The organism is Streptomyces sp. NPDC051452 (assembly GCF_044454765.1).
Classification (GTDB): Bacteria; Actinomycetota; Actinomycetes; order Streptomycetales; family Streptomycetaceae; genus Streptomyces.
Genome location: NZ_JBITEB010000002.1, coordinates 766461 through 789128 on the forward strand (window position 1 = coordinate 766461; position 22668 = coordinate 789128).

Here is a 22668-nt window from a genome sequence, read left to right on the forward strand (position 1 = left end):
GGTCAGTGGCCTCTGCTGGTGGTCGAGTCGATGCGGCGGGAGAAGGCGTCGAGGTCCTCGGTCAGGCCCGAGGTGAGCGACTCGCGGACGTCGTCGCGTGGGAATGCGTCGTGGGTACGGCCGTCGAGCTGCCGTCCGGCAGCGCTCTTGCCGACGCGGACGGCGATGGTGTCGGCGTCGAGCATCACGGTGCGGCGGGTACGGTCGCCGGGCCGCATGAGCCGAGTGGAGCCACCGCGGAAGTCCGTACCGCGCTCGCGGATCGTCGCGGAGTGGCGGCCGCCGAGGGGGCTGTCGTACGCCCGGCCTCCCGCGTACTCCGGATCGTCCACGACCGGGGCACTGAGGTACTCGCCCCACTGCTTGAAGAAGAACGGCACGCCCGCCTGCTGGCATTCGTCGCGCAGATCACGCGCCGACTGCGGGTGCATGGGCCTGGCCCGGGGCCCGGATTCGCCGCCCACGATGACCCAGTCGATCCGCGTGCAGCGGTCGTCGTGGTGATGGTGAGGCGATCGAGGGCAGCCCGCAGTGCCGACGCCGTGGTGCGCGCCGTGGCATCCGCGCTGGCCCGCCGCCGCAACCAAGTTGACCGGGCTTAGCAGCGGCTCGCAGCTGAGGAATCGAATAGCGGCCGGAGTCTCCAGCAGGGCCGGGATCCGAATGTCTGCCCACCGCTGGTTCTCAACGGACACCCCGAGCCAGATGTTGGCCGGCGGCCCCGCGGCGCGCGCCCGAGCGTCTCGGGCTGCGGGGCTGTTGCGCATAGCCTCGGTCGGGCACTGGTCGAACTTGGCCGCGTACTCCTGCTTGGCCCTCTGCCGGGCCTGCATGAAGGACCGCATCCGGGCGTGCCGCTTGGTGAGGACGAGGAAGGTGTGGCGACGGTTCAACCCGGCTTCCATCACGTCGAAGATCCGGGTGATGAACTGGTCCGGCACGCTGTCGTGGAAGAGGTCGGACATCGAGTTCACGAAGACCCGGCCGGGCTTCTTCCATCGGTACGGCTGGTCAAGGCGGTCATCGTGCAGGGTCACCTTGAAGCCGTCGGGGAAGGCCTTCGACCCGGCGAACCGGTGCGCGATGTTCTCGGCATAGCAGTTGTCGCAGCCAGGGCTGACCTTGGTGCAGCCGGTGACCGGGTTCCACACCCGGTCGGCCCACTCGATCTTCGTTGTGCTCACGCCAGCCCTCCCTTCGGGTGGTCGACGTAGCGGACGTAGAGGTCGGCGCCGTCCTGCGTGACCTCGGTGCGCGCCCTGAAGGAACCGGCGGGACGGTAGGCGGGGATCCGCTCGCCAGTGCGCACCTGAAGCGATGCGGAGACAGCGCTGGCCCGGGTGCTGTACAGGCCGGCAAGGACCCACTGGCCCGGCATCTGTCGGGCCAGGCGGGCCGCCTGCTGGTGGTCGGTGAGAGCCCTCACGGTGTGGCCGCTCACCGCTCGCCGCCGTTCAGGGCGGCGGGCATCGGCGTCACGTGCTCGCGCAGTACACCGCTGGTCACGTGGTAGTCCTGGGCCCTGCTCCAGTCCGCGAGTGGGAAGGCCTCGCGGATCAGGGAGGCGACCTGGCGGGCATGGCCGGGCAGTGGCACTTCGCGCCGGCCTGCCGTGAGTGCCATGGCGCACCACACGGTGCCGTCGCCGTAGCGGGCTGGCGTGATGCGGATCTCTGCCACCGAGCTGCGAGTGATCTCGTTCAGCGCCGAGACGAGCCTCCTGCGGGTCCGCTGGCCGGCCGTCAGATGGTGGGGCCGAGGCGCGCTCATCGCTCGCCGTCCGCGTGGAAGCAGCTGCTGACGTCGCCGAGCAGCCGGTTGTACTGGGCGGAGGTGCGCGGACCCCACCGGTACTCGGGGCCGTGGACGTCGCGGAACCAGCTGTCGCAGGCGGCGAGCAGCAGGATCTCGCGGTCGGCGTCGCGGGCGGCCTGGCCGCCGTCGGCCGGGGTGACCGCGTTGGGGTGCTCGGCGGCCAGCCGCACGAAGGCGGCCTCCAGGGTCGGCGCTTCCAGGGCGTAACGGTCGGGGTCGTCCAAGGGCAGTGTGTCGTGCAGCTGCGCGAAGAAGACGGCCTGGACGCGGCGGAAGTGCCGCAGAGCGAAGGCGTCCCAGCGTTCACGGAAGCTGGCGCGCGGGCGGTTCGGGGTGATGCGACGGCCGATGTGCATCGTTGCGGTCATCGCCGTCTCCTCTCGGGTCAAGTGGTGCTGTTGATGTCGGTGTTGTGCAGGGCCGCGCGGGCGGCGGCGGCCCCTCGGTGGGCGGTGTCGGGTCCGGGCGGTCGCCGCCGGTGGCGCCAGGCGTCCGGTCGCGCGGCGAGAAGGTCGGGGGGCTCGGCGTCGGGGTCGGCGATCAACTGGGTGACCGTGACCAGGACGCGCCCCCAAGCCATGCCTGCCGTGCGGGCCTGGGCGAGGACGTCGCGGAGCTGGTCGACGGACCAGTCCGGGCGGCAGGTGGCGGCCAGGGCGAGCAGCTGCATGGTGGCCGGGCGTGGGAGGTCGTTCATGTCGGCCTCCGGGGTGGCGCGGTGGCCGTACTCAGCGGGTGCGCGGGTATCTCCGTGCAGGCCTTGCACGGGGCTCCGGTCCACCGCATGACGCCGTCGTCGCAGTCGGCGAGGCCGCAGCTCGACGCGCGCCGCGCGGGAGGCTTGAGAGCGGCACCAAGCAGCCACCGTCCCGCGTCACGGATGTCCTCGGTGGACGCATACCGGAACTCCAGGCGAGCCCGCAGTACTTCACCGTCCGCGCCCTGATTGAGCTGGCGGCCGATGTCCCGCGCAGCCTGCCGGACCACGTATGGCGACAGCCCGGCCAGCAGCGGCTTCACAGGTTCGAGGACTCGCCAGATCCGCGGAGCGAGACTCAGCTGCGGTCCCGCGTACGCGCGGCGGAACGTCGGCGGGAGCGCGGGGTTTTCCACAGGCTCTCGCGCTACTACCTGCTCTCGCCTACGGCGGATGTCCACGGCGGCAGTCGGCGGATCATCGGGTGAGTCAGTCAGGTGGTCTTCCTCATACGCGAGGGATCCCCCGCCAAGATCCCCACCCGATCCCTCATCAAGATCCGCACTCAGCGGGCCCTGGAGTGGTTCGTCGTGCACGGTGTAGACGTGACGGCCGCGATATCCGGCCCGCCGGTCGACGCTGATCCAGCCCAGGTCCTCGAGGACTCGCAGGATGCGGCGCACCGAGCGCGAGTCCAGAGGCTCGCCAGCCTGCTTGCCGGACCGGTGCCGGAGCACGCGGCCGAGGTCGGTCAGGCTCATGTGGTGTCCGGTCGCCGTGGCGTAGGCGAGAGCGGCGTACGCACGCAGTTGGCGGGGGCTGAGCGCCTCGGCGGCCCGGGTTGGCACCCAGGCGCCGTGCTCGGCCCGGGAAGGGACCCGGATGCGGCGTACGGCGGTATGTCCGCGCCCGCCGCGGTGGGTGCGTCGGTAGCTGGTGACCTCGGCGATGTCGTCGTCCGGGGCCGGCCGCATCAGTTCGGTCAGGGCCCGTTCGACGGTGGACCGGGACAGGCCGAGTAGCCCGGCCAGGTAGGCGACCCCGGCCTCGCAGCCGGTCTCGCGCCGGGAAAGGGCGGCGACCTTCACGTACACGGGCAGCGCGGCATCGGCGTAGTAGCCGACGAGGATGCGCAGCGGTACACGGACTCGCTGAGGCATGGGGGTCACCTCCCTTCGGGATCAGGCGGGGTCGGTCATGGACGCCTCATGGGCGCGTCATGTGGGTCAGTGGTGCTCGCGGCGCCCTTGGGGTGGCTCGGCGACCAGGTAGGCGCAGCCAAGCCAGGTAAGGACGACCGCTGCGCCTGCGGTGATGGCAGCGAGCTGGAGGTCCAAGCTCATGCCGTAGGTGATGACCCCGGACAGGGCGCCGAGCAGCAGGCCGGCGGCGACGATGGACATCAGTCCTCGCTGTCGTGGTCGCGGGCGGTGTCGAGGACCGCGGTGAGTCCGTCGGAGAGGGCCTGCATCTCGTGCCGCATCTCGGTCACGGTGAGGTCCGGGCCGCGCATCAGCCGCTGCGCGTACTCCCGCCAGTGCGCGAGGCCCGCGCGGAGCCGGGCGGTCTCGATGAAGGCGAGCATGCCGCCGGTCAGCCGCAGTGTGGAATCGGCGAGTTCGAGCTGTCCGCCGTCGTCGAACGTGCCGTGTGCGGTCCGCTGGAGGTGCAGGAAGCGGAGCGCATCGCGGACGGCGTCCTCCTGCTCTCTGTTGGGCAGCTCCAGGTGCACGATGCGCACCTTCACCGACGGCTCCTTCTCCGTGCCCGGCGCGGGTTCCGTCCGCTCGATGTGCGCGAACTCGCCGACGAACAGCCGCCGCGCACCGGGCTGGTCGTACACGGGCCGCACGTGCGACTCCAGCGCCTCCTGTGCGGACGCCGAAACCTTGGCGTCGAACTTCAACTGGGTCACGACGTCGTCTCCTTGGGCTGGGTCAGGCGCCACACGCGGATGACGGCGCCGGGGTGCGAGAGGGTGTCGGCACCGGTGAGCACGTACCGCTTGGCAGCGACCGTGTCGGTCACGACGGAGTCGTCGAGGAGTACGCCCGCGTCTTTCAAGGCGTCTTGGGTCGAGCGGAGCAGCTTGTCCGTGTCCGGCTTGCCGGTCGGATGCTGCGGAGCGGACGGCTTGACCACGCCCGCGTTCCGGCCGGTGCCGAAGTGGCTCTTCGACCGGGGCAGCGTGAAGACGACCTCCAGCCGGACGGCCTCACGGAGCGGCTGCCACGCCTCGTCGTAGGCGAGTGCGTCCAGCGCGGCCGACTTCACGGCCTCGCGCCACGGCTTCACCTTGGCTGACGACTCGTACAGCGCACCGGCGGCATTGCGGTTCTTCGAGCCCTGCGGGCCCGGGGTGCCGTGCACGGTGATGGAGAAGGCGGGAGCGGTCACGGCTGCTCACCGCCGCTCGCGCGCTGGTCCAGCTCGTCGGCGGCCATCTGGAAGATTCCGGCCAGCTGAGTGCCGTCCAGGTTGTGCAGCTCCGCCAAGACCCCGCCGGCTCCCCCGGCAGCCAGCAGCACGGTGGCGATGTCGGCCAGGGGAAGGTCGACGACCGCGGGGATCTCCCGGGCGAGGTGCTCGGCCGCGTGGCCCGCGAACTGGACGCCAGGGTCGTTGGCGTGGCGCCGCCGGTTCTCGCGGACGGCGTCAAGGATGCCCTGCCGCGTGTAGGTCTCGGCGGTGAAGGCACGCCTGCCTCTCCGTGCCAGTTCGCGGATGACGGCCTCCCGCTCCGCGCTGCTCACTGCTCTTCACCGCCCTCGGCGTCACGTGCGCCAGAGCCGGGCTGGGCAGCGGCCGGCCAGGATGCGGCGGCCGCCGGGTGCTCGCCATCGCCGGGCTGGTCGTCGCGGGAGATGACGGTGCCCCGGATGACGGGCGGCACAGTGTGCGCGTCGTCGAGGTCGTCGTCGTGCTGGATCAGCTCGGCCAGCTCGGTCGACGTGGGCACGACCTTGCGGAGCCGGAGCACCGCACTCTTGGCCCACATGGCGTCGAAGTCGGTGTGCCAGGCCGAGTCCCTTTTGCCGTTGCTCTCGGCCTTCTTGTACGCCTTGGAGAACTTGTTGCGGATGCCCTCGGCCTGTGACCGGTTCAGGATGATCACCTGGGAGCGGCGGCCGTCGATCCACGCGAAGGCGTAGGCCAGGATGACCTTCCCTCGCTCCTCGTCGGTGAGGTCCACGCGCGGCTTGTGGTAGAAGTCGCGCGGGCTCGGCTCGGTCGGGGTGTAGTCCCAGGCGTCGTTCTCCCGAACCCAGCCGAAGTGCACCGAGTCGACGCGCGGGTGTCGGTACATCAGCTCGATGTAGCCCTCGTACATCGGCTGGAAGGTGGCCACGCCGCTGTAGGGGACGATGGCGGCCTGGCGGCCGTCGGGCTCCAGCCCGAACCGTGCGCAGGCGAGCAGCGCGGTATGGATGGACGCCGGGGTGCAGTTCTTCAGGTCCTCCATGCGGGCCTGCGCGACGGCCATGAAGTGCGCTCGGTCCACGTGCCGGGGCAAGGCGTCCGTGAAGTAGGTCTCGCGGCGTAGCAACCACTGTCGGGCGCTGTCGTTCACGGCGAGGTCGGTAACCGGCTGGTGGTCCGGCTGAGGCTCGTCCGCACCGGCGGCGGCCTTCACGCGGTCCTTCAGGCTGTCGGGCATGGTCATCCTTCCGAGGGCACGCGGAGCACGCGGGCCCGGTACTTGCGGTAGGTCTCGGGGTGCTCCTGGGCGAGCCGCTCGGTGTCGACGGCTGGGACCAGGTGGGTGTACTGGGCGGCGAGGTCCGGCTCGGCGTCGCGTAAGCGAGCGGCAGCGAACTGGCCGTTGCGGCGCCAGGTGTAGGCCGGGCGGCCGCCGATGGTGGCGACCTCGGCCTCCCCGGCGTTGGCCCGCAGTTGGTTTTCGGCCTCGGTGAGCTGGTCCCCGAGGTAGGCGATCTCTTCCTTCAGTTCGCGACGGCGCTGCTTCAGGAGCATCGTCTCGACCGGATCGACCTCGACGGTGGCTTCCTCGCGGGTGTCCCACAGCCGGGCGAGCAGCTCGGCCGTGGCCTGCGAGCCGTCCGGCTTCGGCGGGACGCCGGCGAGTACGTGGTTGTGCCAGAACCGGTCGACGGCGTCGGCGAGCAGGGCGCTCAGTTCCTCGTCGCGCTCCAGGCGGAACCACGTCAGGTCGTCATCGATGAGACCGGCGACGTACGCGCACCGGTAGCCCGTGACGGTCAGGTACCAGTGGGCCTGGATCGCGGGCCGATCCGGTGCCTGCTCGCCGTGCCAGCCCTCGATGCGGGCGGAGCGCCAGGTACGGGACTTGCACTCCAGTACGCCCAGCTCGTCACGGGCCTGGTCGTCGGGCGCGACGGTGAGCCGGTCGGGGTTGGCGATCCAGTGCGGGTGGTCGACATGCTGGAGGGTGCCCGGCGAGTCGATGACCGTAAGACCGGAGTCCTCGGCGAAGAACTCGGCGACGAGGCCCTCCAGCCGGTGGCCGCGCCGGGCGGCTCTCTCCAGCCGCGCATTGTGGCGCTCTGAGGCCTGGCCGGTCTTCTCCAGCCAGACATGCAGCGGTCCGCGGTAGGCGTCCATGCCGAGGATGGCGGCCACGTCCGAGCCGCCGGCACCACCGGCCCGCGCTTCACGCCAGGCTTCCTCGGAGGCTCCAGCGGCGAGCAGTAGCCGCGCGGTCGGGGCGACCGGGTCGGAGACGCGGATGGTCGTCTCTGACCCGGTCGCGGTCCCGGACGGCGCAGGCAGGGTCTCGGGGGCCGGGGTCAGTCGTCGTGACGGCCCCTCTCCTGCCTTCGTTCCCGTTGCGGCCGCGAGCAGCTCCGCTGCGGGTGGCGTTGACGCCGTCCGGGAGGTGTGGGACTCGCCCGGAGCAGGCGGGGTCTCAGGTACCGAGTTCACTGTGCGGTTCCTCTCCTGCCTTGGATCCCGCTGCGGCCGTGCTCTGTCCGGCGGCGGGTGACGTTGACTCCGGGCGAGTGGTCTGGGGCCCGTACGGCGCAGGCGGGGTCTCTGGGGCCTCGAAATCGGAAGGCCCCTCAGCCGCCTTCGCTCCCGCTGCCGTATCTCCCAGACCGGCAGCAGGTGACGTTGACGCCGTACGGGTGGCGGGGGACCCGCCCGGCGCAGGCAGGGTCACGGGCGCGGAACGGTGCGCCTCTCCTGCCTTGACCTCCACGGCGGCCGCCCTCCTCAAGGCGGCGGCGGCAGACGGCGTTGACGCCGGACGGGTGGTCTTCACGGCAGCCTCACCGACCGGATGGTGAGGCGGGGGCTGGGCGCGGTGCGGACGTGCTCTGCGACCTCGCGAGTCTGCTCGGCCCAGGATGGGGAGAAGTCGCGTGGGGTCTGACCGTTGATGGCCTTGAGAACAGCACCATGCACGGTGTCGAGGAAGTCGGTGGGGCGAGGCATGGAGCAGATCTCGGGCAACCCTCGCGCCGTGCACGTGGGGTCCCATCCGGTGAGGACGATCGGTCCGGCGTACGGCTGGAGACGGGCGCCGAGTGTGATCAGGACGCAGGAGCCGACGACGTTGCGTGGGTACTGGTCCGGGAAGCGGAGGCCGTCGTCGCTGACCCAGCCGGTGACGGCCAGGCGGGGCAGGTGAACGCGGGCCTTGCCCTCGGTGCCGACGAGCGCGTCCCAGTCGGGCTGGTCGTCGTGGTCGGTGAGTTCGCCGTCCGACGTGATGAGCGCGTACCGCATCAGCGGCCCCCAATCCGGGCCTTGTTGCTGGGCCGGTTCGCCGCGCGCGGCGCACTGCGGCGGATCTTGTCCGCTCGCACCCAGACGCCCCAGGTAAGACCGGAGTCGTTGTCCCAGTGGACGAAGACCATCGGCTGGTCGTGTGCCTTACCGGCCAGGCAGACGGCGCTCGGCTCGCCGGTGAACAGCCCGGGGACGTGCTGGGGCTGATCGACGGCGACGGTGCCCTGGCGGCCGCAGGCGTGTACGACGCGGGAGCCGACGGGGTGCTGCTCGGCGAGCTCGCGCAGCCGGGCTCGTACGGCGTTGCCCTCCGGTCCCTTTCCGTCGGGCATCACGGTGCCCCGCCAGTCGAGCGTCAGGGCGCTCATGACGCCTCCAGTTCCAGGGTGGTGGGGGTACCGACGTAGCGGGCGCGGACGCCGTGGGTGCCGTCGCGGGTGAATGCCTCGGACTCCCAGCGGCCGACCGGGCGGAAGGCCTTGAAGGAGCCCGTCCGGAGGCGGTAGGCGCTCTGCCGGGCTGTCGGGCCGCTGTCGTAGAAGGCGACTACGCCCCACTCGCCGGGCGTCTCGCGCAGTGCGGCCGCGCGCTCCCGGTAGGTGTTGCGGGCCACGACCCGTGACATGCGACGTGGCTGTGCCGGGAGGGTGAGAGCGCCGGTCGGGAACCAGCCGTTCAGGAGGCAGATGGCGATTGCCGTCGCGGTCGAACGGACGCCGAGTCGTCGCATGGCCCCTTGCCGGTGCTTCCTCACGGATTTGGGGTCGATGCCGAGCTGCGGGCCGATCCGCTCACAGGTCTCGCCGTTGGTAGTCCTGATGAGGACCTCCAGCTGCCGACGGGTGAGAGGGCACTCCACGTCGGGGTCCCACTCGGCCAGCACCTGCGGCGACTTGAGCCGGTCGATTTCATCCAGCAGCTGCCGGACAACGACCGCGGACGGGTGGCTGGGGTTGCGCTCCACGCTGGTCCGAACGCGGGCGAGGGCGAGTGGACTGAGCGGTTTAGCGGTCACGGCGGTCACCGCCCCGTACGCGCTCCAGGTCACGCAGGCGGGCCAGGAGGGAGCGGATCTCGTCCCGCTGTCGGGCGACCTCACCGACGTACCGGGGCAGGGCTTCGCGGGCGTGGCCCACGAACTGGACGACGGGCAGCTGGTATTCGTCGGACGCCGTCTCCAGGAAGCTGATCGGCCCGACAGCTTCGGGCACGCCGTAGTCGTTGGGGATCAGCTCCCAGGGGCCGGCGGGGACGGCCGCGATGTGCTGCTGGGTCAGCTTGAGGTAGTCGTCGGTGAGCGGCTCAGGCATGGCTGCCGTCCTCGCGCACCTTCTGGCGGATGAGTTCCGTCTCCCAGGCGATGCCCAGACTGGCCTTGCCGTCGAGGACGTCGGTCAGGGTGCCGACTACGAGCAGCGCACGCGAGTCGAGCATCGTGGGCCGCCGGTGACCGGGCGGAACGTCGAGAGCGTCGCGGACGGCCTTCAGCAGGTCGCGGAGATCGTTGCGCTCGATACGTGTGCGGTCGGCCTCGGCATACGCCAGGGAGTCCGGGGTCAGGGTGGATTGTGGGATGCTGGGACGCATCGGGTCCACCTCGTTCCTCTCAAGGTGATGGGTGGTGGGCCGAGGGCTCGCCGGGTGCACGGCGGGCCCTCAGCACGTTCAGGGCCGCGGGGTTCGGCAGCGGCGGCACTCGAACCGGAAGACCGGATTGCGGTGGCCGCATGTGCCGCAGAGCCAGCGGCAGATGATGTCGATGGGGGCGCGCATCAGGCCGCCGCTCTTACTGCCGATGTCGGGGCCGCCGGGTGGCTGAGCAGGATCACGAGCCGTGCGATCTCGGTGTCGGTCAGACCGCACTCGGGGCACACACCGGGGTCGGTGTCGTGGTCGCACTTCTCGTCCCAGCCGGCCTGAAAGGCTTCTTCGGCCGTGCGGCAGATGCGCGCGGACATCAGGCGGGCCTCTGCGGCTGGGTCTTGGCGTGGAACTCGGCGTCGTCTTCGGGCAGCAGGTCTGCGATTTCGCATCCCAGGGCCTCGGCGACCTTGGCGAGAGTTTCGGGGCTGAAGTTCGCCCTGCCGAGCGACACCGCACTCACGAGCTGCTTGGTGACGCCGACCTTGCGGGCCAGGGCGTTCTGACTCAGTCCCGCTTCCACCCTGCGTCGCGTGAGTCGCCGGGGGTCTATCGGGGTTCTCATGTTCGAGACTGTATGTGACTGACTCTGACAGTACAAGCCTTTACTGGTCGGTAACTCGCACATTCTTTGACATTCAGATTCGGCCTCGCACTGGGATCGTCCGAATGTGGGGGTTGTGTGCGGAGCCCTGTACAGCAGGATTGCCCTGTCCGGTACAGTCCAAGAAAGTCCAACACCGCATATAGAGCAGGCAGGGGCAGACGGGCATGGGAGCACCGGCGACACCCCCACCGCCGGCGGAGGCGACGCTCATCCGCCTCGCGCGCGAGGCCTCTGGGCTGAGCCCCGAGACGGCGGCGGCACGCATGGAGGTCAAGTTCTCGGGCAGCCGATGGCGCCAGATCGAGAGGGGCTACCGGCGCGACTCTGACAGTCAGGTGACCGCGCCGCACGCCACCCTGGCTCACATGGCGTGGGTCGTGGGCATCGATTCCACCCGCCTTGCCGAGACGGGCCGGACCCAAGCCGCGGACATCCTGCGGGAGCTGGAGCGATCCAAGGCTCCTGCCCCCAGCCCGGCGCCAGAGGCCGGCCCCCTGGCGCAGTTGGAGGAGTGGCAGCAGAAAGTCATCCTGAACGCGCTCGACGAGCGGCCGCGGTCCGCCCAGGAGAAGGCGCTGCTCCTGCGGACCTTGGCGGCCCAGATCGAGGCGGAGGCCGCGCGGCAAGGGGCCACTGACGCCCCGCTCGCCCGGGAAACGCCAGGTCGTAGCACCTCGTAGCTCCCTTGGCCAACGCTTGGTCACGAATCAGTCACGATACGCATGTACGCTTCTGTCGCGGTCAAAAGTTGTCGCATCCTCAACATCTGCATTGCACAATCAGTTGAACCGCGTGCGCTCGTAGGGGATGGGGATGATCGAAGTCATTCTCGCGGGAGCACTCGGCGCCATCGCTCTGATCGTGTACCTGCTCTTCCGGCGGCTGAGGAAACTCAGCTGGCAGCTCACTCAGCTACGCGTCGAGCGCGACTGCGAACACATCCTCCAAGAGATCGGTCTTGGAGGATCGAGACCAGTAGCAACCGCACCACCTGCTGTACCAGTTCGACGGAAACGACATCTACGCCTCTACCTCGGCGGTATGTCCGCGGCGCTCGTCGGCCTACAGGACGCCTCGCGCCGACGTAGACCGACGCTCGTGGCCAGCGGAGCCGCGACGGCCGTCGTGGCATGCGTGGCCACCTTGCTGCTTACCAACCTGGAACCACCGCACCAGACTCCTCCGACTCCGTCACAGCTCTCCACCGGCCCTTCGCCCAACCGCGCCGGGCCCCGCCCACCCGGCAGCCCAGGTCCGGCGCACAGAGCAGCAGCTAGGACGGCACACGCAGCGCGGCCACCGACGGCACGCGCGCCGTCGGTGGCCGGGACCGCCCAGGACAGCACGCGTACGGCCACGGCCGGCACACCATTGCCGACGCTCACCCTCCGGGGCGGGACAAGCCGTAGCGCAGAGACAGCCAGTCCTCCAGCACGGGTCCAACCACCGCCGCCCGCCTTACCGCCGGCGTCCTCCACACCGACATCGCCACCCGGGACAGGCGGGCCTAGTTCCCGGCCGATCCTGTGCACCGATGCACGCACCTCGATAGAGCTGAGGACCTGCCTCAGCTGACGTCCTGGCGTGGCCCTCAGCCGGAGCCGAAGGCCACGCCAGCGTCACACGCCAATGCCGCGCCTCCATAGCCGTACAGAGGACGGGTCGAAGCCTCGCCCCTTCCTCGCCGGCAGCATGACGACCTGCCACAGCATGCTGACGACAGCTGCGCGCACCTCGACGGGCTCGCCTGCCCAGGCCTCCGGAGTGATTCCCAGCATGCGCTCCAGGCGCCGGTGATCGCGGTCGATGGACAGCTGGGACCGCAGTCGTTGCAGCTTGCGGTCGTAGCTGGAAATGGCCTGCATCGCCAGCATGGGATCGACATCCGGATGGTCAGCCGCCTGCTCGACCTTCTGCCGCAGCGCTGCCCTCCGCCGTTCCAGGTCGGCGATCTCCTGGCGCACGCCCGTCTTTTCGTCACCCTGGGCGGCGCGGAGTTCAGCGGTCAGCCGCACATCCGACAGCAGCCGGAGCGTACGGCCTTCCACGTAGGCGTCGAAGTACGCCAGGTTCCTGCCCTTCAGACACACCCGACAGTAGTACAGGCGGTTGCCGTTGACCGGTTTGGTCGACAGGGTGACGTGCTGTTCCTTGCACAAACGGATCGCAGTCGTGCATCTCTCGGACGCCTTGGGTGACTTGCTCAAGTCGTGGCAGGTGCTGCACACGCCGTTGCCCGACAGCAGGTACTTGCGGGCAGAGCCGTGATAACCGTGCGTCTCGGCACTCTCCCTGAACAGTGCCCGCAGGTCGAGCAGCGTCTCCAGCGGGATCACCTCGTCCCAGGCGGCCTTGTACAGCGTGCCCTCGTGCTCGACAAGTCCTGCCATGCGCCAGGACGTGAGCGCCCGTGTGAGGGTGGTGTCAGTCCAGAGGTTGCCTGCGGAAGTGCGGCTGCGTTGGTTCATCCAGCGCACGCCGCCGCGCTTGCTCAGGCCGGCGAGGAGCTTCTCGGCCACCTCCGCCAGCAGCTTGGTCTCGTCGTCCACGGTCTGGTTCAGGTCGAGGACGGGCACTTCGGTCTCTTCACCGGTCCGGCGGTCGACCTTGATGCGCATCGCTCCGGTCGGTACGCCCCAGCCGAAGGCGCGCCGGCCACCTGGCCGGGACCGGGCCGGCACTTCGCCTCCCTTGCCGGTCATCACGGCCTTGATGCCGCGGCGGACCCGGCGGGAAGTGTTGTCGGACTCCCGGCAGGCCTGGGCGGCCTCGATGCGCAGGATGAAGCGGTCGTCGGGGCTGGACAGGTCCCGTACCCCGGAGACGGAGGCGAGCGGGATGTGCCGCTGGTCGGCAAGGGTGAGGAGCAGTTCCAGGTCGTAGGGCTGCCGGATGAGCCGGTCGCCGTGGTAGGTCATGATCCCGTCGTGGTGGTGGTTCGCCTTCGGGTCGTGCTGGATGAACTGCCTGCCGGTCGCATCGAAGGTAACCAGCATCCTGTCCCAGTCGGGGCGTTTGCGGTTGCGCTGCCAGGCCGACCGGCTGTTGTCGACGTACACGCAGCAGAACTCCGGCCAGCCGAGCCGCGCGCCCATGGTCCGGCCGTCCGACTCCTGGCGCTCGACCTTCTCCAGGGAGCCATCGGGGGCGTACGACAATCGGGTGTAGAGGCAGGGACGTTGAGGGACGGCGAGGCTCATGCGAACTCCAGCATCGTGGACCGGTCTTGATTAGTGTTTAGCACACGTTCATTGGTGTGAACGTCGCCTTCAACAGTGCCGCCGTGGACCTGGTCGCCGCCGTGCGCAGGCCGATCATGCCAAGCTTCCACGCCGCCTTCAGTCTGGGCGGGATGATCGGCGCCGGCCTCGGTGGTCTGGTCGCGGGCGCCCTCTCCCCCGTCCGGCACCTGTTCGGTCTCACTCTGATCGGACTGCTCGTCACGGCGGTCGCCGGGCGTGCCCTGCTGCGGCACGACCCCCCGGTGCCCGCGGAGCGCAGGCCGGCGCCACAGCCGGATCCGGTCGGCGGCCCGGCACGGCGCAGCGCCGGTCGCGGGCTGGTCGTCGTCTTCGGGCTGGTGGCGTTGTGCACCGCCTACGGCGAGGGCGCCATGGCCGACTGGGGCGCACTCCACCTCCAGCAGGACCTGGCGGCCTCGGCCGGTACGGCTGCCGCCGGATACGCGTGTTTCGCCCTGGCCATGACCATCGGCCGGCTGACGGGCTCGACCCTGCTGGCGCGGCTGGGCCGCGCCCGGACGGTGGTCGCCGGTGGCACGGTCGCGGCGGCCGGCATGCTGCTCGGCTCGCTCGCCCCCTCGGTGTGGGCGGCCCTGATCGGCTTCGCCGTCACCGGACTCGGGCTCGCCAACCTCTTCCCGGTCGCAGTGGAACGGGCCGGCGCCCTGGCCGGGCCGTCCGGTGTCGCCGTCGCCTCCACACTGGGCTACGGCGGCATGCTCCTCGGGCCACCCGCGATCGGCTTCATGGCCGACCGGCTCTCCCTGCCCACGGCGCTCGTCAGCGTGGCCGCCCTGGCCGCCGTCGCCGCCGCCATCGGGGTGTCCACGCGGCACGCGATGAGCGGTTGAAGCCCACCCCCGGCCACGACCGGCAGACCGCCGCTCCGACGGGTGCCGCCGGGCCGGCGGGCCGACGGCATCCGGTGTGGCGCAACCGTCCATGTGTGGCGTATCCGGCGCCGCGGTGCGCGCCACATCAGCCGTCGCGGTGTGCGCCACATCAGTCGTCTCGTTGTGCGCCGCATACGGCACACTCACCCCCATGGAGAATGCCGAGTTCCTGCAGACCCTGGACCGTGAGGGGCAGTTGCTGGCCGCGGCCGCCGCCGAGGCGGGCCCCGACGCCAAGGTGCCGGGCTGTCCGCAGTGGCAGACGCGTGACCTGCTGCGGCACACCGGATCGGTGCACCGCTGGGCTGCCGCGTTCGTCGCCGACGCGCACACCGCGCCCCGGCCGATGGACGAGCCGCCGGCCCTGGACGGCGACGCGTTGGTGGCCTGGTACCGCGACAGCCACCGGCTGCTGGTCGACACGCTGGCCGACGCGCCCGCCGACGTGGAGTGCTGGACGTTCCTCACGGCACACAGCCCGACGCCCCTCGCATTCTGGACGCGGCGGCAGGCGCACGAGACGACCGTGCATCGCTGCGACGCCGAGGCGGCACGAGGCGCCGCGCTCTCCCCGATAGCCCCCCGGTTCGCGGCGGACGGCATCGACGAGTTGCTGCGCGGCTTCCACGCCCGGCCAAGGAGCCGGGTCCGCACCGAGGAGCCGCGCGTGTTGCGGGTGCGGGCGGTGGACGCGGGGCCGGACGCGGTGTGGACGGTACGGCTCACGGCCGGACCGCCGGTGACCGTGCGGGAGACCACCGGTGCGGCCTGGACCGAGGCCGAGGCCGAATTGTCGGGTCCCGCCGACCAGTTGTACCTGGCCCTGTGGAACCGGGCCCCGGTGCCCAGCGTGACCGGCGACGGGTCCCTGGTCGAGCTGTGGCGGGACACGTCCGGGATCTGACGCATCGGGGCAGACCTGACGTACGGTCAGTCCGTCGCGTCCAGCATCCGGGCCAGCACCGCGCGCTGCACCGGCCGTACCTCGCCGTGCAGCGCGCGCCCCTTTCCGGTGAGCACGACCCGCACTCCGCGCCGGTCCTCCGGACACATGGTCCGCTCGACGAGGCCGTCCTTCTCCAGGCGGCCGATGAGCCGGGACAGCGCGCTCTGGCTGAGGTGGACCCGGTCGGAGATCTCCTGCACGCGGTAGGCGCAGCCGCCGTCCGCCGCCGACCCCTCGGCCAGCAGGTCGAGGACCTCGAAGTCGCTGGCGCACAGGCCGTGTCCGTGCAGCTCACGGTCCAGCTCGCACTGGGTGCGCGCATGCAGCGCCAGGATGTCCCGCCACTGCTCCACGAGTGCCTGCTCGGCCTTCTTCGCCGCCATGAGCGCACCGTAGCAGAGATGAGGCTTTGTTGCGTCGTAATTAATTGCGTTTGCATTCAATGCATGTGCATGTAGTCTCTGCGGCATGACCTCTCCGCTCACCATCCCCACGGCCCCGTCCCCGGCGGTCCGCTGGACTCCCCGACTGTGGGGCACCTTGCTGGTGCTGTGCGCCGCGATGTTCCTGGACGCGCTCGATGTGTCCATGGTCGGCGTCGCGCTGCCGTCCATCGGCTCCGACCTGCACTTGTCCACCTCGACACTGCAATGGGTCGTCAGCGGCTACATCCTGGGATACGGCGGCCTCCTGCTCCTCGGCGGCCGCACGGCCGATCTGCTCGGCCGGCGCCAGGTGTTCCTGGTGGCGCTCGGCGTCTTCGCGCTGGCCTCCCTGCTCGGCGGGCTGGTGGACTCCGGATCGCTGCTGATCGCCAGCCGTTTCATCAAGGGCCTGAGCGCGGCCTTCACCGCACCGGCCGGTCTGTCGATCATCACCACGACGTTCCCGGAAGGCCCGCTGCGCAACCGCGCGCTGTCCATCTACACCACCTGTGCCGCCACCGGCTTCTCCATGGGCCTGGTGCTCTCCGGCCTGCTCACCGAGGCGAGTTGGCGCCTGACCATGCTGCTGCCCGGGCCGATCGCCCTGGTGGCGCTGGTCGCCGGCCTGAGACTGCTGCCCCGCAGCGACCGGGAGAGGAACCACGGCGGCTACGACATCCCGGGCGCCGTTCTCGGTACCGCTTCGATGCTGCTGCTGGTCTTCACCGTCGTCCAGGCGCCCGCGACCGGCTGGGCCTCCGCCCGCACCCTGTTGTCGTTCCTGGCCGTCGCCGCGCTGCTGACCGCCTTCGTGCGGGTCGAGCGGCGTTCACCGAGCCCGCTGGTCCGGCTGGGCGTGCTGCGTGCGGGCACCCAGGTGCGTGCCCAGCTCGGCGCGGTCGCCTTCTTCGGCTCCTACGTCGGCTTCCAGTTCCTGACCACCCTCTACATGCAGTCCCTGCTCGGCTGGTCGGCGCTGCACACGGCACTGGCCTTCCTGCCGGCCGGCGCGCTGGTGGCGGTGTCCTCCACGAAGGTCGGCGCGATCGTCGACCGGTTCGGCACCCCCCGCCTGATCACGGCCGGCTTCGCCTTCATGGTCCTCGGCTACGCGCTGTTCCTGCGCGTCGACCTCGACCCGGTGTACGCGGCCGTCGTCCTGCCGTCCATGCTGCTGATCGGCGCGGCCTGCGCCCTGGTCTTCCCCGCGCTCAACATCCAGGCCACCAACGGGGTCGAGGACCACGAGCAGGGCATGGTCTCCGGGCTGCTCAACACCTCGATCCAGGTGGGAGGGGCGATCTTCCTGGCGGTGGTCACCGCGGTGGTCACCGCGGGCGCCCCCGCGCACTCCACCCCGCAGTCCGTCCTCGACAGCTACCGGCCCGGGTTCGTCGTCGTCACCGGTGTCGCGGTGGCCGGTCTGCTCATCTCGCTCACCGGTCTGCGCGGCCGCCGCGACCGGACCTCGCGGGTGGTGGCCCGCTCCGTGGCTGCCGTCGAGGACGCCGGAGCGGTGGAAGTGGGGCGCGTGGCGGTCCGGGACTGAGGGGCGTCTGCGTGCGCTACCGCGCCCGGCGGGGGTCCACTCGCCCCGCCGGGCGCGGTCGCCGTAGCGGCGCCGCCGTGCCGTCTCAGCCCAGCCAGCCCGGCCGTACCAGCCCGGACTCGTAGGCGAGGACGACGAGTTGGGCTCGGTCCCGGGCGCCCAGCTTCACCATCGTGCGGCTCACATGGGTCTTGGCCGTGAGCGGGCTGACCACCAGACGGCGGGCGATCTCCTCGTTGGACAGGCCGATACCGACCAGCGCCATCACCTCGCGCTCCCGCTCGGTGAGGCGGACGAGCGCGTCGGCGGCCGCCGGTTCCTTGGAGCGGGCGGCGAACTCGGCGATCAGCCGCCGCGTGACGCCCGGTGACAGCAGCGCGTCGCCGGCGACCACCGCCCGCACCGCGCGCAGGAGTTCGTCCGGCTCCGTGTCCTTCACCAGGAATCCGGAGGCACCCGCGCGGATCGCCTCGAAGACGTACTCGTCGAGCTCGAAGGTGGTCAGCATGATCACCCGCACATCGTTCGGTTCCGCCTCGCCCAGGAGGCGCCGGGTGGCGGCGAGACCGTCCAGCAGGGGCATGCGGATGTCCATGAGCACGACGTCCGGGCCGAGTTCGCGCCCCAGCCGCAGCGCCTCCTCGCCGTCGGCCGCCTCGCCTACCACCTCGATGTCCGGCTGGGCGTCGAGCAGCGCCCGGAAACCGGCGCGCACCAGCGACTGATCGTCGGCGAGCAGTACCCGGATCACCGGTCCTCCTCGAGGTGCGTCGGCAGTACGGCGAGTACCCGGAAACCACCGCCCGGGCGCGGGCCCGCCTCGATGGTGCCCCCCAGAGCCGCCGCGCGCTCCCGCATGCCGGCCAGACCGTTCCCGCTGCCCCCGGCTTCGGCGCCGGTCGCGGGTCCGTCGTCGTCGACGCGCAGCCGCAGGACACCGCCCTCGTGGGCCAGGCGCACGCGGGCGTGCCGCGATCCGGAGTGCCGTACGACGTTGGTCAGGGCCTCCTGCACGATCCGGAAGGCCGCCAGGTCCGCGGCGGGCGGCAGCCGCGGCGGTGTGCCCTCGACCTCCACGGAGAGGCCGGCGGCCGCCGCCTGTTCCGCCAGCTCGGGGAGCCGGTCCAGGCCGGGCGCGGGGGCGCGCGGCGCGGCACCGGGCGCGCGCAGGGCGGCCAGGACCTGGCGGACCTCTCCGAGCGCCTCCTTGCTCGCCGCCTTGATGGTGGTGAGCGCGGCCCTGGCCTGCTCGGGGTCGCTGTCGAGGAGGGCGAGACCGGCCCCCGCCTGAACGTTGATGACGGAGATGCTGTGCGCGAGGACGTCGTGCAGTTCGCGGGCGATCCGCATCCGTTCCTCGTCGGCGCGCCGTTCGGCCGCCAGGGCACGGTCCGCGCGCTCCCGGGCCCACTGCTCACGTCGCACCCGGGCCAGCTCGGACACGGCGACGACGGCCGACACCCAGGTGCCGATGACGATCTCCTGGGTGAGCCCCGCGCCCGCGTCGCCGGCGGGCGGGAGCAGCCGGTAGAGCCAGAGGGCGACGACGGCGTGACCCGCCCAGAGCAGGCCGAGGGCCACCCAGGCGGCCTGCCGGTGGCCGGCGACGATCGCACTGAAACAGGCGACCGCGACCGTGAGGAGCACCGGGCCGTAGGGGTAGCCCAGGACGAGGTAGAGGAGGACCGTCGCCGCCGTGCCGAGGACCACGGCCACCGGATGCCGCTGCCGCCACAGCAGTGGGACGGAGGCGAGCAGCAGCAGCGCGCGCCCGTAGCCGTCGAGCTGCACACGCTGCTGGCCGTGTGCGGCGAAGGCGGTGCCGACCAGCACGACAGCGGTGAGGAGCAGGGTGGAGCGCCAGGGCAGGCGGGCGCTCCGCGGCGCCTCGGGCCCGTCCACGGGGTGCCACCACGGGGGTCCGTGTCGCCACCTGTGTGGGGGGCCGCCCCCGTGCTCCGCTTCCATGCACGCCACGCTAGACGCCGTCGGGCGCGAGGGCGTCAGCCGGGCGGGGGGATCACCGGTACTCCCCGGGGAGTACACGGACCGGGTCCGTCCGAGGCCCGGCTCGTACGGCGGCCTGACGAGGGCCACGGCCGTCCGGCGCGCTCCGTACCGAGGAGAGCCCGGCGCTCCATGCCGTGGAGAGCGTGCCGGGTGCGCGGGTGACGGCCCCCGACGAGCGCCGCGCCGTGCCGGGCCACCGGTCCCTCCGGGAGCGGCCTCCTCGACGGCCCTGCCCTCACGGGGTACCAGGTCCCGACGCCCGGGCCGCTCCCCGTCGGACGTGCCCCACCCTCATTGCGGACGCCACCCACGCGTGCCCGGCGCCGAGCAGCTCCTCGCCCGGACCCACCCGGGGACGCGGGGCGTCACGACTCGGCGGGCTCCTCCTGCGCCGCCGTCGGCCCGGTCTGCTCCCGGTCCAGCGCGGACAGGGCGCGCTGGGCGAGCGGGTGGGCGCGGACGAGCTGGCCCAGTGAGGTCGAGCCCTGGGTGATGTCCTTGAACGCCTTCCACGCCGGGCGGAACCCGGTGAGGGCCGCGTGGAAGAGCCCGGGGCGCTTCTCGAACAGGCCCAGCATCCGCTTGCCGACGCTCATCTCGACACCGAGGCCCGCCTTGATCGCGAACGCGTAGTTCAGCGCCTGGCGCCGGGTGTCGACCGCGTCGTGCGCCTCGGCGATGCGCACCGCCCACTCCCCCGCCAGCCGGCCCGAGCGCAGCGCGAAGGAGATGCCCTCCCGGGTCCACGGCTCCAGCAGGCCGGCCGCGTCACCGCAGACCAGCACCCGGCCGCGGGAGAGCGGCGAGTCGTCGGCGCGGCAGCGGGTCAAGTGGCCCGAGGAGATGGCCGGTTCGAAGCCGGCCAGGCCCAGACGGGCGATGAAGTCCTCCAAGTAGCGCTTGGTGGCGGCGCCTTCGCCGCGCGCTGAGATCACACCGACCGTCAGGGTGTCGCCCTTGGGGAACACCCAGCCGTAACTGCCCGGAATGGGGCCCCAGTCGATGAGTACCCGGCCCTGCCAGTCCTCGGCGACCGGTTCCGGCACCGGGATCTCCGCCTCCAGGCCGAGGTCCACCTGGTCCAGCTTCACACCGACGTGGGCTCCTATGCGGCTGGCGCTGCCGTCGGCGCCGACGACCGCGCGGGCCATCACCGTCTCCCCACCCTGCAGGACGAGCGCGACCGTCCGCCGGTCCGGCACGGCCGAGCCGTGCTGCTCGACCCGCTGGACGGTGACGCCCGTACGCAGCTCGGCGCCGGCCTTCTGGGCGTGCTCGACCAGCTGCTGGTCGAACTCGGGCCGGTTGATCAGACCGAACAGCATCTGCCGGGAGCGGCGGGTGCGGGTGAAGCGTCCGTTGTTGGAGAAGGTTATGGCGTGCACCCGGTCCCGGAACGGCAGCTCGAAGCCGGGTGGCAGCGAGTCACGCGAGGGTCCGATGATGCCGCCGCCGCAGGTTTTGTAGCGGGGCAGCTCGGCCTTCTCCAGCAGCAGCACGCGCCGCCCCGCGACCGCCGCCGCGTAGGCCGCCGAGGCCCCCGCGGGTCCCGCGCCCACCACGACGACGTCCCACACCTGCTGCACGTCGTCCGCCGAAGAGTTCTCGCCGCTCACGATGGTCTACTGCTCCGATCAAGCCGCTGCCGTAGTGTCCCCCGCATCCTACGGCGGCCGTCGTCGCAGGCCACTGTGGGAGTATCAGGGGTACTCACCCCTGTTCAACGTCGCACCCACGAGGAGCGTGCCCATGTCGTCGAATCCGGTCGCCGAGACCGTCGCCTCGCTCATGCCCCGGGCCAAGGCGGAGCTGACCGAGCTGGTCGCCTTCAATTCGGTGGCGGACTTCGCGCAGTTCCCGAAGAGCGAGAGCGACGGCGCCGCGCACTGGATAGCGGACGCGCTGCGCGCCGAGGGCTTCGTCGACGTGGCCCTGCTGGACACGCCGGACGGCACCCGCTCGGTCTACGGCCACCTGCCCGGCCCCGAGGGCGCGAAGACGGTTCTGCTCTACGCGCACTACGATGTGCAGCCGCCCCTGGACGAGAACGGCTGGGCCACCCCGCCGTTCGAGCTGACCGAGCGCGACGGCCGCTGGTACGGCCGCGGTACCGCCGACTGCAAGGGCGGTCTGATCATGCACCTGCTCGCGCTGCGCGCCCTCAAGGCGAACGGCGGGGTCCCGGTGCACGTGAAGGTGATCGTCGAGGGCTCCGAGGAGCAGGGCACCGGCGGCCTGGAGCGTTACGCCGAGGAGCACCCGGAGCTGCTGGCGGCGGACACGATCGTCATCGGCGACGCGGGCAACTTCCGCGTCGGGCTGCCGACGGTCACCACCACCCTGCGCGGCATGACCCTGGTCCGGGTGCGGGTCGACACCCTGGCCGGCAACCTGCACTCGGGCCAGTTCGGCGGTGCCGCTCCGGACGCGCTCGCCGCGCTGATCCGCGTCCTCGACTCGCTGCGCGCCGAGGACGGCTCGACCACGGTCGACGGATTGGACGCCACGGCGACGTGGGACGGCCTGGAGTACGCCGAGGAGCAGTTCCGTACCGACGCCAAGGTGCTGGACGGTGTCGAGCTGATCGGTGAGGGCTCGGTCGCCGACCGGATCTGGGCCCGGCCGGCCGTCACGGTCATCGGCATCGACTGCCCGCCGGTCGTCGGCGCCACCCCCTCCGTGCAGGCCGGTGCCCGCGCCCTGATCAGCCTGCGGGTGCCGCCGGGCGTCGACGCGGCTCAGGCCACCAAGCTGCTCCAGGCCCACCTGGAGGCGCACACCCCGTGGGGCGCCCGGCTCACCATGGAGCAGATCGGCCAGGGCCAGGCGTTCCGTGCCGACACCTCCAGCCCCGCCTACCAGGCGATGGCCGACGCGATGGCGGTGGCCTACCCGGGCGAGACGATGCAGTACGCCGGTCAGGGCGGCTCGATCCCGCTGTGCAACACGCTCGCCGGTCTGTACCCGGAGGCGGAGATCCTGCTCATCGGCCTGAGCGAGCCGGAGGCGCAGATCCACGCGGTCAACGAGAGCGTGTCCCCGCAGGAGCTGGAGCGCCTCTCGGTCGCCGAGGCGCTGTTCCTGCGCAACTACGCGGGCTGACGGGTCTGCCGTCGGCAGAGGACCCT

28 protein-coding genes and 1 pseudogene are annotated in these 22668 nt (G+C 71.3%); 5 read left to right on the forward strand and 24 right to left on the reverse strand.

The features are described from left to right. Positions 1-2: 2 nt before the first annotated feature. From ACIBA9_RS08730 to ACIBA9_RS08820, 19 genes are all read right to left on the reverse strand, one after another. Positions 3-1184 (reverse strand): DUF5131 family protein, encoded by a 1182-nt coding sequence (locus ACIBA9_RS08730; protein ID WP_399360992.1) that lies wholly within the window; start codon positions 1182-1184, stop codon positions 3-5. Continuing rightward, positions 1181-1426, reverse strand: a complete 246-nt coding sequence (locus ACIBA9_RS08735) for a hypothetical protein (RefSeq protein ID WP_399360994.1) — start codon at positions 1424-1426, stop codon at positions 1181-1183. Before ACIBA9_RS08735 ends, ACIBA9_RS08730 begins: the two co-directional genes overlap by 4 nt. Positions 1427-1437: 11 nt before the next feature. Then, a complete protein-coding gene (locus ACIBA9_RS08740) occupies positions 1438-1770 on the reverse strand; it encodes a hypothetical protein (protein WP_399360996.1) in 333 nt (110 codons plus the stop codon). Beyond that, positions 1767-2183, reverse strand: a complete 417-nt coding sequence (locus ACIBA9_RS08745; protein WP_399360998.1) for a hypothetical protein — start codon at positions 2181-2183, stop codon at positions 1767-1769. The genes ACIBA9_RS08740 and ACIBA9_RS08745 overlap by 4 nt, the downstream gene beginning before the upstream one ends. A 17-nt stretch (positions 2184-2200) precedes the next feature. After that, on the reverse strand, positions 2201-2512 hold the full coding sequence (locus tag ACIBA9_RS08750) for a hypothetical protein (protein ID WP_399361000.1): 312 nt from the start codon (positions 2510-2512) through the stop codon (positions 2201-2203). Beyond that, the gene (locus ACIBA9_RS08755; RefSeq protein ID WP_399361002.1) at positions 2509-3672 is read right to left on the reverse strand and encodes a hypothetical protein; all 1164 of its coding nucleotides are present in this window, start codon (positions 3670-3672) and stop codon (positions 2509-2511) included. The genes ACIBA9_RS08750 and ACIBA9_RS08755 overlap by 4 nt, the downstream gene beginning before the upstream one ends. Before the next feature lie 66 nt (positions 3673-3738). Further along, positions 3739-3915, reverse strand: coding sequence for a hypothetical protein (locus ACIBA9_RS08760; protein WP_399361004.1), 177 nt, complete (start codon positions 3913-3915; stop codon positions 3739-3741). Then, complete coding sequence (locus ACIBA9_RS08765) at positions 3915-4427, reverse strand: hypothetical protein (RefSeq protein WP_399361006.1); 513 nt, start codon at positions 4425-4427, stop codon at positions 3915-3917. Before ACIBA9_RS08765 ends, ACIBA9_RS08760 begins: the two co-directional genes overlap by 1 nt. Next, the gene (locus tag ACIBA9_RS08770) at positions 4424-4909 is read right to left on the reverse strand and encodes a RusA family crossover junction endodeoxyribonuclease (RefSeq protein ID WP_399361008.1); all 486 of its coding nucleotides are present in this window, start codon (positions 4907-4909) and stop codon (positions 4424-4426) included. The genes ACIBA9_RS08765 and ACIBA9_RS08770 overlap by 4 nt, the downstream gene beginning before the upstream one ends. Further along, complete coding sequence (locus ACIBA9_RS08775; protein WP_399361010.1) at positions 4906-5265, reverse strand: hypothetical protein; 360 nt, start codon at positions 5263-5265, stop codon at positions 4906-4908. The genes ACIBA9_RS08770 and ACIBA9_RS08775 overlap by 4 nt, the downstream gene beginning before the upstream one ends. Further along, positions 5262-6170 (reverse strand): recombinase RecT, encoded by a 909-nt coding sequence (locus tag ACIBA9_RS08780; protein ID WP_399361013.1) that lies wholly within the window; start codon positions 6168-6170, stop codon positions 5262-5264. The genes ACIBA9_RS08775 and ACIBA9_RS08780 overlap by 4 nt, the downstream gene beginning before the upstream one ends. Positions 6171-6172: 2 nt before the next feature. Next, on the reverse strand, positions 6173-7417 hold the full coding sequence (locus ACIBA9_RS08785; RefSeq protein WP_399361015.1) for a YqaJ viral recombinase family protein: 1245 nt from the start codon (positions 7415-7417) through the stop codon (positions 6173-6175). A 336-nt stretch (positions 7418-7753) separates the two neighbouring features. Next, positions 7754-8224 carry a hypothetical protein gene (locus tag ACIBA9_RS08790; RefSeq protein ID WP_399361017.1) on the reverse strand — a complete coding sequence of 157 codons (471 nt, stop codon included), beginning with the start codon at positions 8222-8224 and terminating at the stop codon, positions 7754-7756. Then, entirely contained in the window at positions 8224-8595 is a 372-nt protein-coding gene (locus ACIBA9_RS08795) for a hypothetical protein (protein WP_399361019.1), read from the reverse strand. Before ACIBA9_RS08795 ends, ACIBA9_RS08790 begins: the two co-directional genes overlap by 1 nt. Further along, entirely contained in the window at positions 8592-9242 is a 651-nt protein-coding gene (locus tag ACIBA9_RS08800) for a response regulator transcription factor (RefSeq protein WP_399361021.1), read from the reverse strand. Before ACIBA9_RS08800 ends, ACIBA9_RS08795 begins: the two co-directional genes overlap by 4 nt. Continuing rightward, complete coding sequence (locus ACIBA9_RS08805; protein WP_399361022.1) at positions 9232-9537, reverse strand: hypothetical protein; 306 nt, start codon at positions 9535-9537, stop codon at positions 9232-9234. Before ACIBA9_RS08805 ends, ACIBA9_RS08800 begins: the two co-directional genes overlap by 11 nt. After that, positions 9530-9814, reverse strand: a complete 285-nt coding sequence (locus ACIBA9_RS08810; protein WP_399361025.1) for a hypothetical protein — start codon at positions 9812-9814, stop codon at positions 9530-9532. The genes ACIBA9_RS08805 and ACIBA9_RS08810 overlap by 8 nt, the downstream gene beginning before the upstream one ends. 185 nt (positions 9815-9999) lie before the next feature. After that, positions 10000-10185 carry a hypothetical protein gene (locus tag ACIBA9_RS08815; RefSeq protein ID WP_399361027.1) on the reverse strand — a complete coding sequence of 62 codons (186 nt, stop codon included), beginning with the start codon at positions 10183-10185 and terminating at the stop codon, positions 10000-10002. Continuing rightward, positions 10185-10433: a helix-turn-helix transcriptional regulator gene (locus tag ACIBA9_RS08820; RefSeq protein WP_399361029.1), complete on the reverse strand. Its 249-nt coding sequence runs from the start codon at positions 10431-10433 to the stop codon at positions 10185-10187. Before ACIBA9_RS08820 ends, ACIBA9_RS08815 begins: the two co-directional genes overlap by 1 nt. Positions 10434-10738: 305 nt before the next feature. On the opposite strand from ACIBA9_RS08820, the gene ACIBA9_RS08825 reads away from it, so the two are divergent. Further along, positions 10739-11155 carry a hypothetical protein gene (locus ACIBA9_RS08825; RefSeq protein WP_399361031.1) on the forward strand — a complete coding sequence of 139 codons (417 nt, stop codon included), beginning with the start codon at positions 10739-10741 and terminating at the stop codon, positions 11153-11155. A gap of 939 nt (positions 11156-12094) precedes the next feature. On the opposite strand, the gene ACIBA9_RS08830 is transcribed toward ACIBA9_RS08825, so the two are convergent. Further along, a complete protein-coding gene (locus tag ACIBA9_RS08830) occupies positions 12095-13675 on the reverse strand; it encodes a recombinase family protein (RefSeq protein WP_399361033.1) in 1581 nt (526 codons plus the stop codon). A gap of 53 nt (positions 13676-13728) precedes the next feature. On the opposite strand from ACIBA9_RS08830, the pseudogene ACIBA9_RS08835 reads away from it, so the two are divergent. Then, positions 13729-14568 (forward strand): annotated as a pseudogene (locus tag ACIBA9_RS08835) (MFS transporter); the annotation flags it as partial. Between the two features lie 193 nt (positions 14569-14761). Next, complete coding sequence (locus ACIBA9_RS08840; protein ID WP_399361034.1) at positions 14762-15514, forward strand: maleylpyruvate isomerase family mycothiol-dependent enzyme; 753 nt, start codon at positions 14762-14764, stop codon at positions 15512-15514. A gap of 26 nt (positions 15515-15540) precedes the next feature. On the opposite strand, the gene ACIBA9_RS08845 is transcribed toward ACIBA9_RS08840, so the two are convergent. Continuing rightward, positions 15541-15939, reverse strand: a complete 399-nt coding sequence (locus tag ACIBA9_RS08845) for a MarR family transcriptional regulator (protein WP_362159449.1) — start codon at positions 15937-15939, stop codon at positions 15541-15543. A gap of 85 nt (positions 15940-16024) precedes the next feature. Between ACIBA9_RS08845 and ACIBA9_RS08850 the strand changes: the two genes are divergently transcribed. Continuing rightward, entirely contained in the window at positions 16025-17530 is a 1506-nt protein-coding gene (locus ACIBA9_RS08850) for an MFS transporter (protein WP_399361037.1), read from the forward strand. Between the two features lie 85 nt (positions 17531-17615). On the opposite strand, the gene ACIBA9_RS08855 is transcribed toward ACIBA9_RS08850, so the two are convergent. From ACIBA9_RS08855 to ACIBA9_RS08865, 3 genes are all read right to left on the reverse strand, one after another. Continuing rightward, entirely contained in the window at positions 17616-18281 is a 666-nt protein-coding gene (locus ACIBA9_RS08855) for a response regulator (RefSeq protein ID WP_393898248.1), read from the reverse strand. Next, on the reverse strand, positions 18278-19498 hold the full coding sequence (locus ACIBA9_RS08860) for a sensor histidine kinase (RefSeq protein WP_399361039.1): 1221 nt from the start codon (positions 19496-19498) through the stop codon (positions 18278-18280). The genes ACIBA9_RS08855 and ACIBA9_RS08860 overlap by 4 nt, the downstream gene beginning before the upstream one ends. Positions 19499-19905: 407 nt before the next feature. Beyond that, positions 19906-21156: a geranylgeranyl reductase family protein gene (locus ACIBA9_RS08865; protein ID WP_399361041.1), complete on the reverse strand. Its 1251-nt coding sequence runs from the start codon at positions 21154-21156 to the stop codon at positions 19906-19908. A gap of 133 nt (positions 21157-21289) precedes the next feature. Between ACIBA9_RS08865 and ACIBA9_RS08870 the strand changes: the two genes are divergently transcribed. After that, positions 21290-22642, forward strand: coding sequence for a dipeptidase (locus ACIBA9_RS08870; protein ID WP_399361043.1), 1353 nt, complete (start codon positions 21290-21292; stop codon positions 22640-22642). Positions 22643-22668: the final 26 nt, after the last annotated feature.

Coding starts and splice junctions, on each gene's coding strand:
- ACIBA9_RS08740 (WP_399360996.1), bottom strand. CDS start 1,770: ATGAGCGCGCCTCGGCCCCACCATCTGACGGCCGGCCAGCGGACCCGC.
- ACIBA9_RS08745 (WP_399360998.1), bottom strand. CDS start 2,183: ATGACCGCAACGATGCACATCGGCCGTCGCATCACCCCGAACCGCCCG.
- ACIBA9_RS08750 (WP_399361000.1), bottom strand. CDS start 2,512: ATGAACGACCTCCCACGCCCGGCCACCATGCAGCTGCTCGCCCTGGCC.
- ACIBA9_RS08755 (WP_399361002.1), bottom strand. CDS start 3,672: ATGCCTCAGCGAGTCCGTGTACCGCTGCGCATCCTCGTCGGCTACTAC.
- ACIBA9_RS08760 (WP_399361004.1), bottom strand. CDS start 3,915: ATGTCCATCGTCGCCGCCGGCCTGCTGCTCGGCGCCCTGTCCGGGGTC.
- ACIBA9_RS08780 (WP_399361013.1), bottom strand. CDS start 6,170: ATGCCCGACAGCCTGAAGGACCGCGTGAAGGCCGCCGCCGGTGCGGAC.
- ACIBA9_RS08790 (WP_399361017.1), bottom strand. CDS start 8,224: ATGCGGTACGCGCTCATCACGTCGGACGGCGAACTCACCGACCACGAC.
- ACIBA9_RS08795 (WP_399361019.1), bottom strand. CDS start 8,595: ATGAGCGCCCTGACGCTCGACTGGCGGGGCACCGTGATGCCCGACGGA.
- ACIBA9_RS08805 (WP_399361022.1), bottom strand. CDS start 9,537: ATGCCTGAGCCGCTCACCGACGACTACCTCAAGCTGACCCAGCAGCAC.
- ACIBA9_RS08810 (WP_399361025.1), bottom strand. CDS start 9,814: ATGCGTCCCAGCATCCCACAATCCACCCTGACCCCGGACTCCCTGGCG.
- ACIBA9_RS08815 (WP_399361027.1), bottom strand. CDS start 10,185: ATGTCCGCGCGCATCTGCCGCACGGCCGAAGAAGCCTTTCAGGCCGGC.
- ACIBA9_RS08820 (WP_399361029.1), bottom strand. CDS start 10,433: ATGAGAACCCCGATAGACCCCCGGCGACTCACGCGACGCAGGGTGGAA.
- ACIBA9_RS08825 (WP_399361031.1), top strand. CDS start 10,739: ATGGAGGTCAAGTTCTCGGGCAGCCGATGGCGCCAGATCGAGAGGGGC.
- ACIBA9_RS08830 (WP_399361033.1), bottom strand. CDS start 13,675: ATGAGCCTCGCCGTCCCTCAACGTCCCTGCCTCTACACCCGATTGTCG.
- ACIBA9_RS08840 (WP_399361034.1), top strand. CDS start 14,762: ATGGAGAATGCCGAGTTCCTGCAGACCCTGGACCGTGAGGGGCAGTTG.
- ACIBA9_RS08845 (WP_362159449.1), bottom strand. CDS start 15,939: ATGGCGGCGAAGAAGGCCGAGCAGGCACTCGTGGAGCAGTGGCGGGAC.
- ACIBA9_RS08850 (WP_399361037.1), top strand. CDS start 16,025: ATGACCTCTCCGCTCACCATCCCCACGGCCCCGTCCCCGGCGGTCCGC.
- ACIBA9_RS08860 (WP_399361039.1), bottom strand. CDS start 19,498: ATGGAAGCGGAGCACGGGGGCGGCCCCCCACACAGGTGGCGACACGGA.
- ACIBA9_RS08870 (WP_399361043.1), top strand. CDS start 21,290: ATGTCGTCGAATCCGGTCGCCGAGACCGTCGCCTCGCTCATGCCCCGG.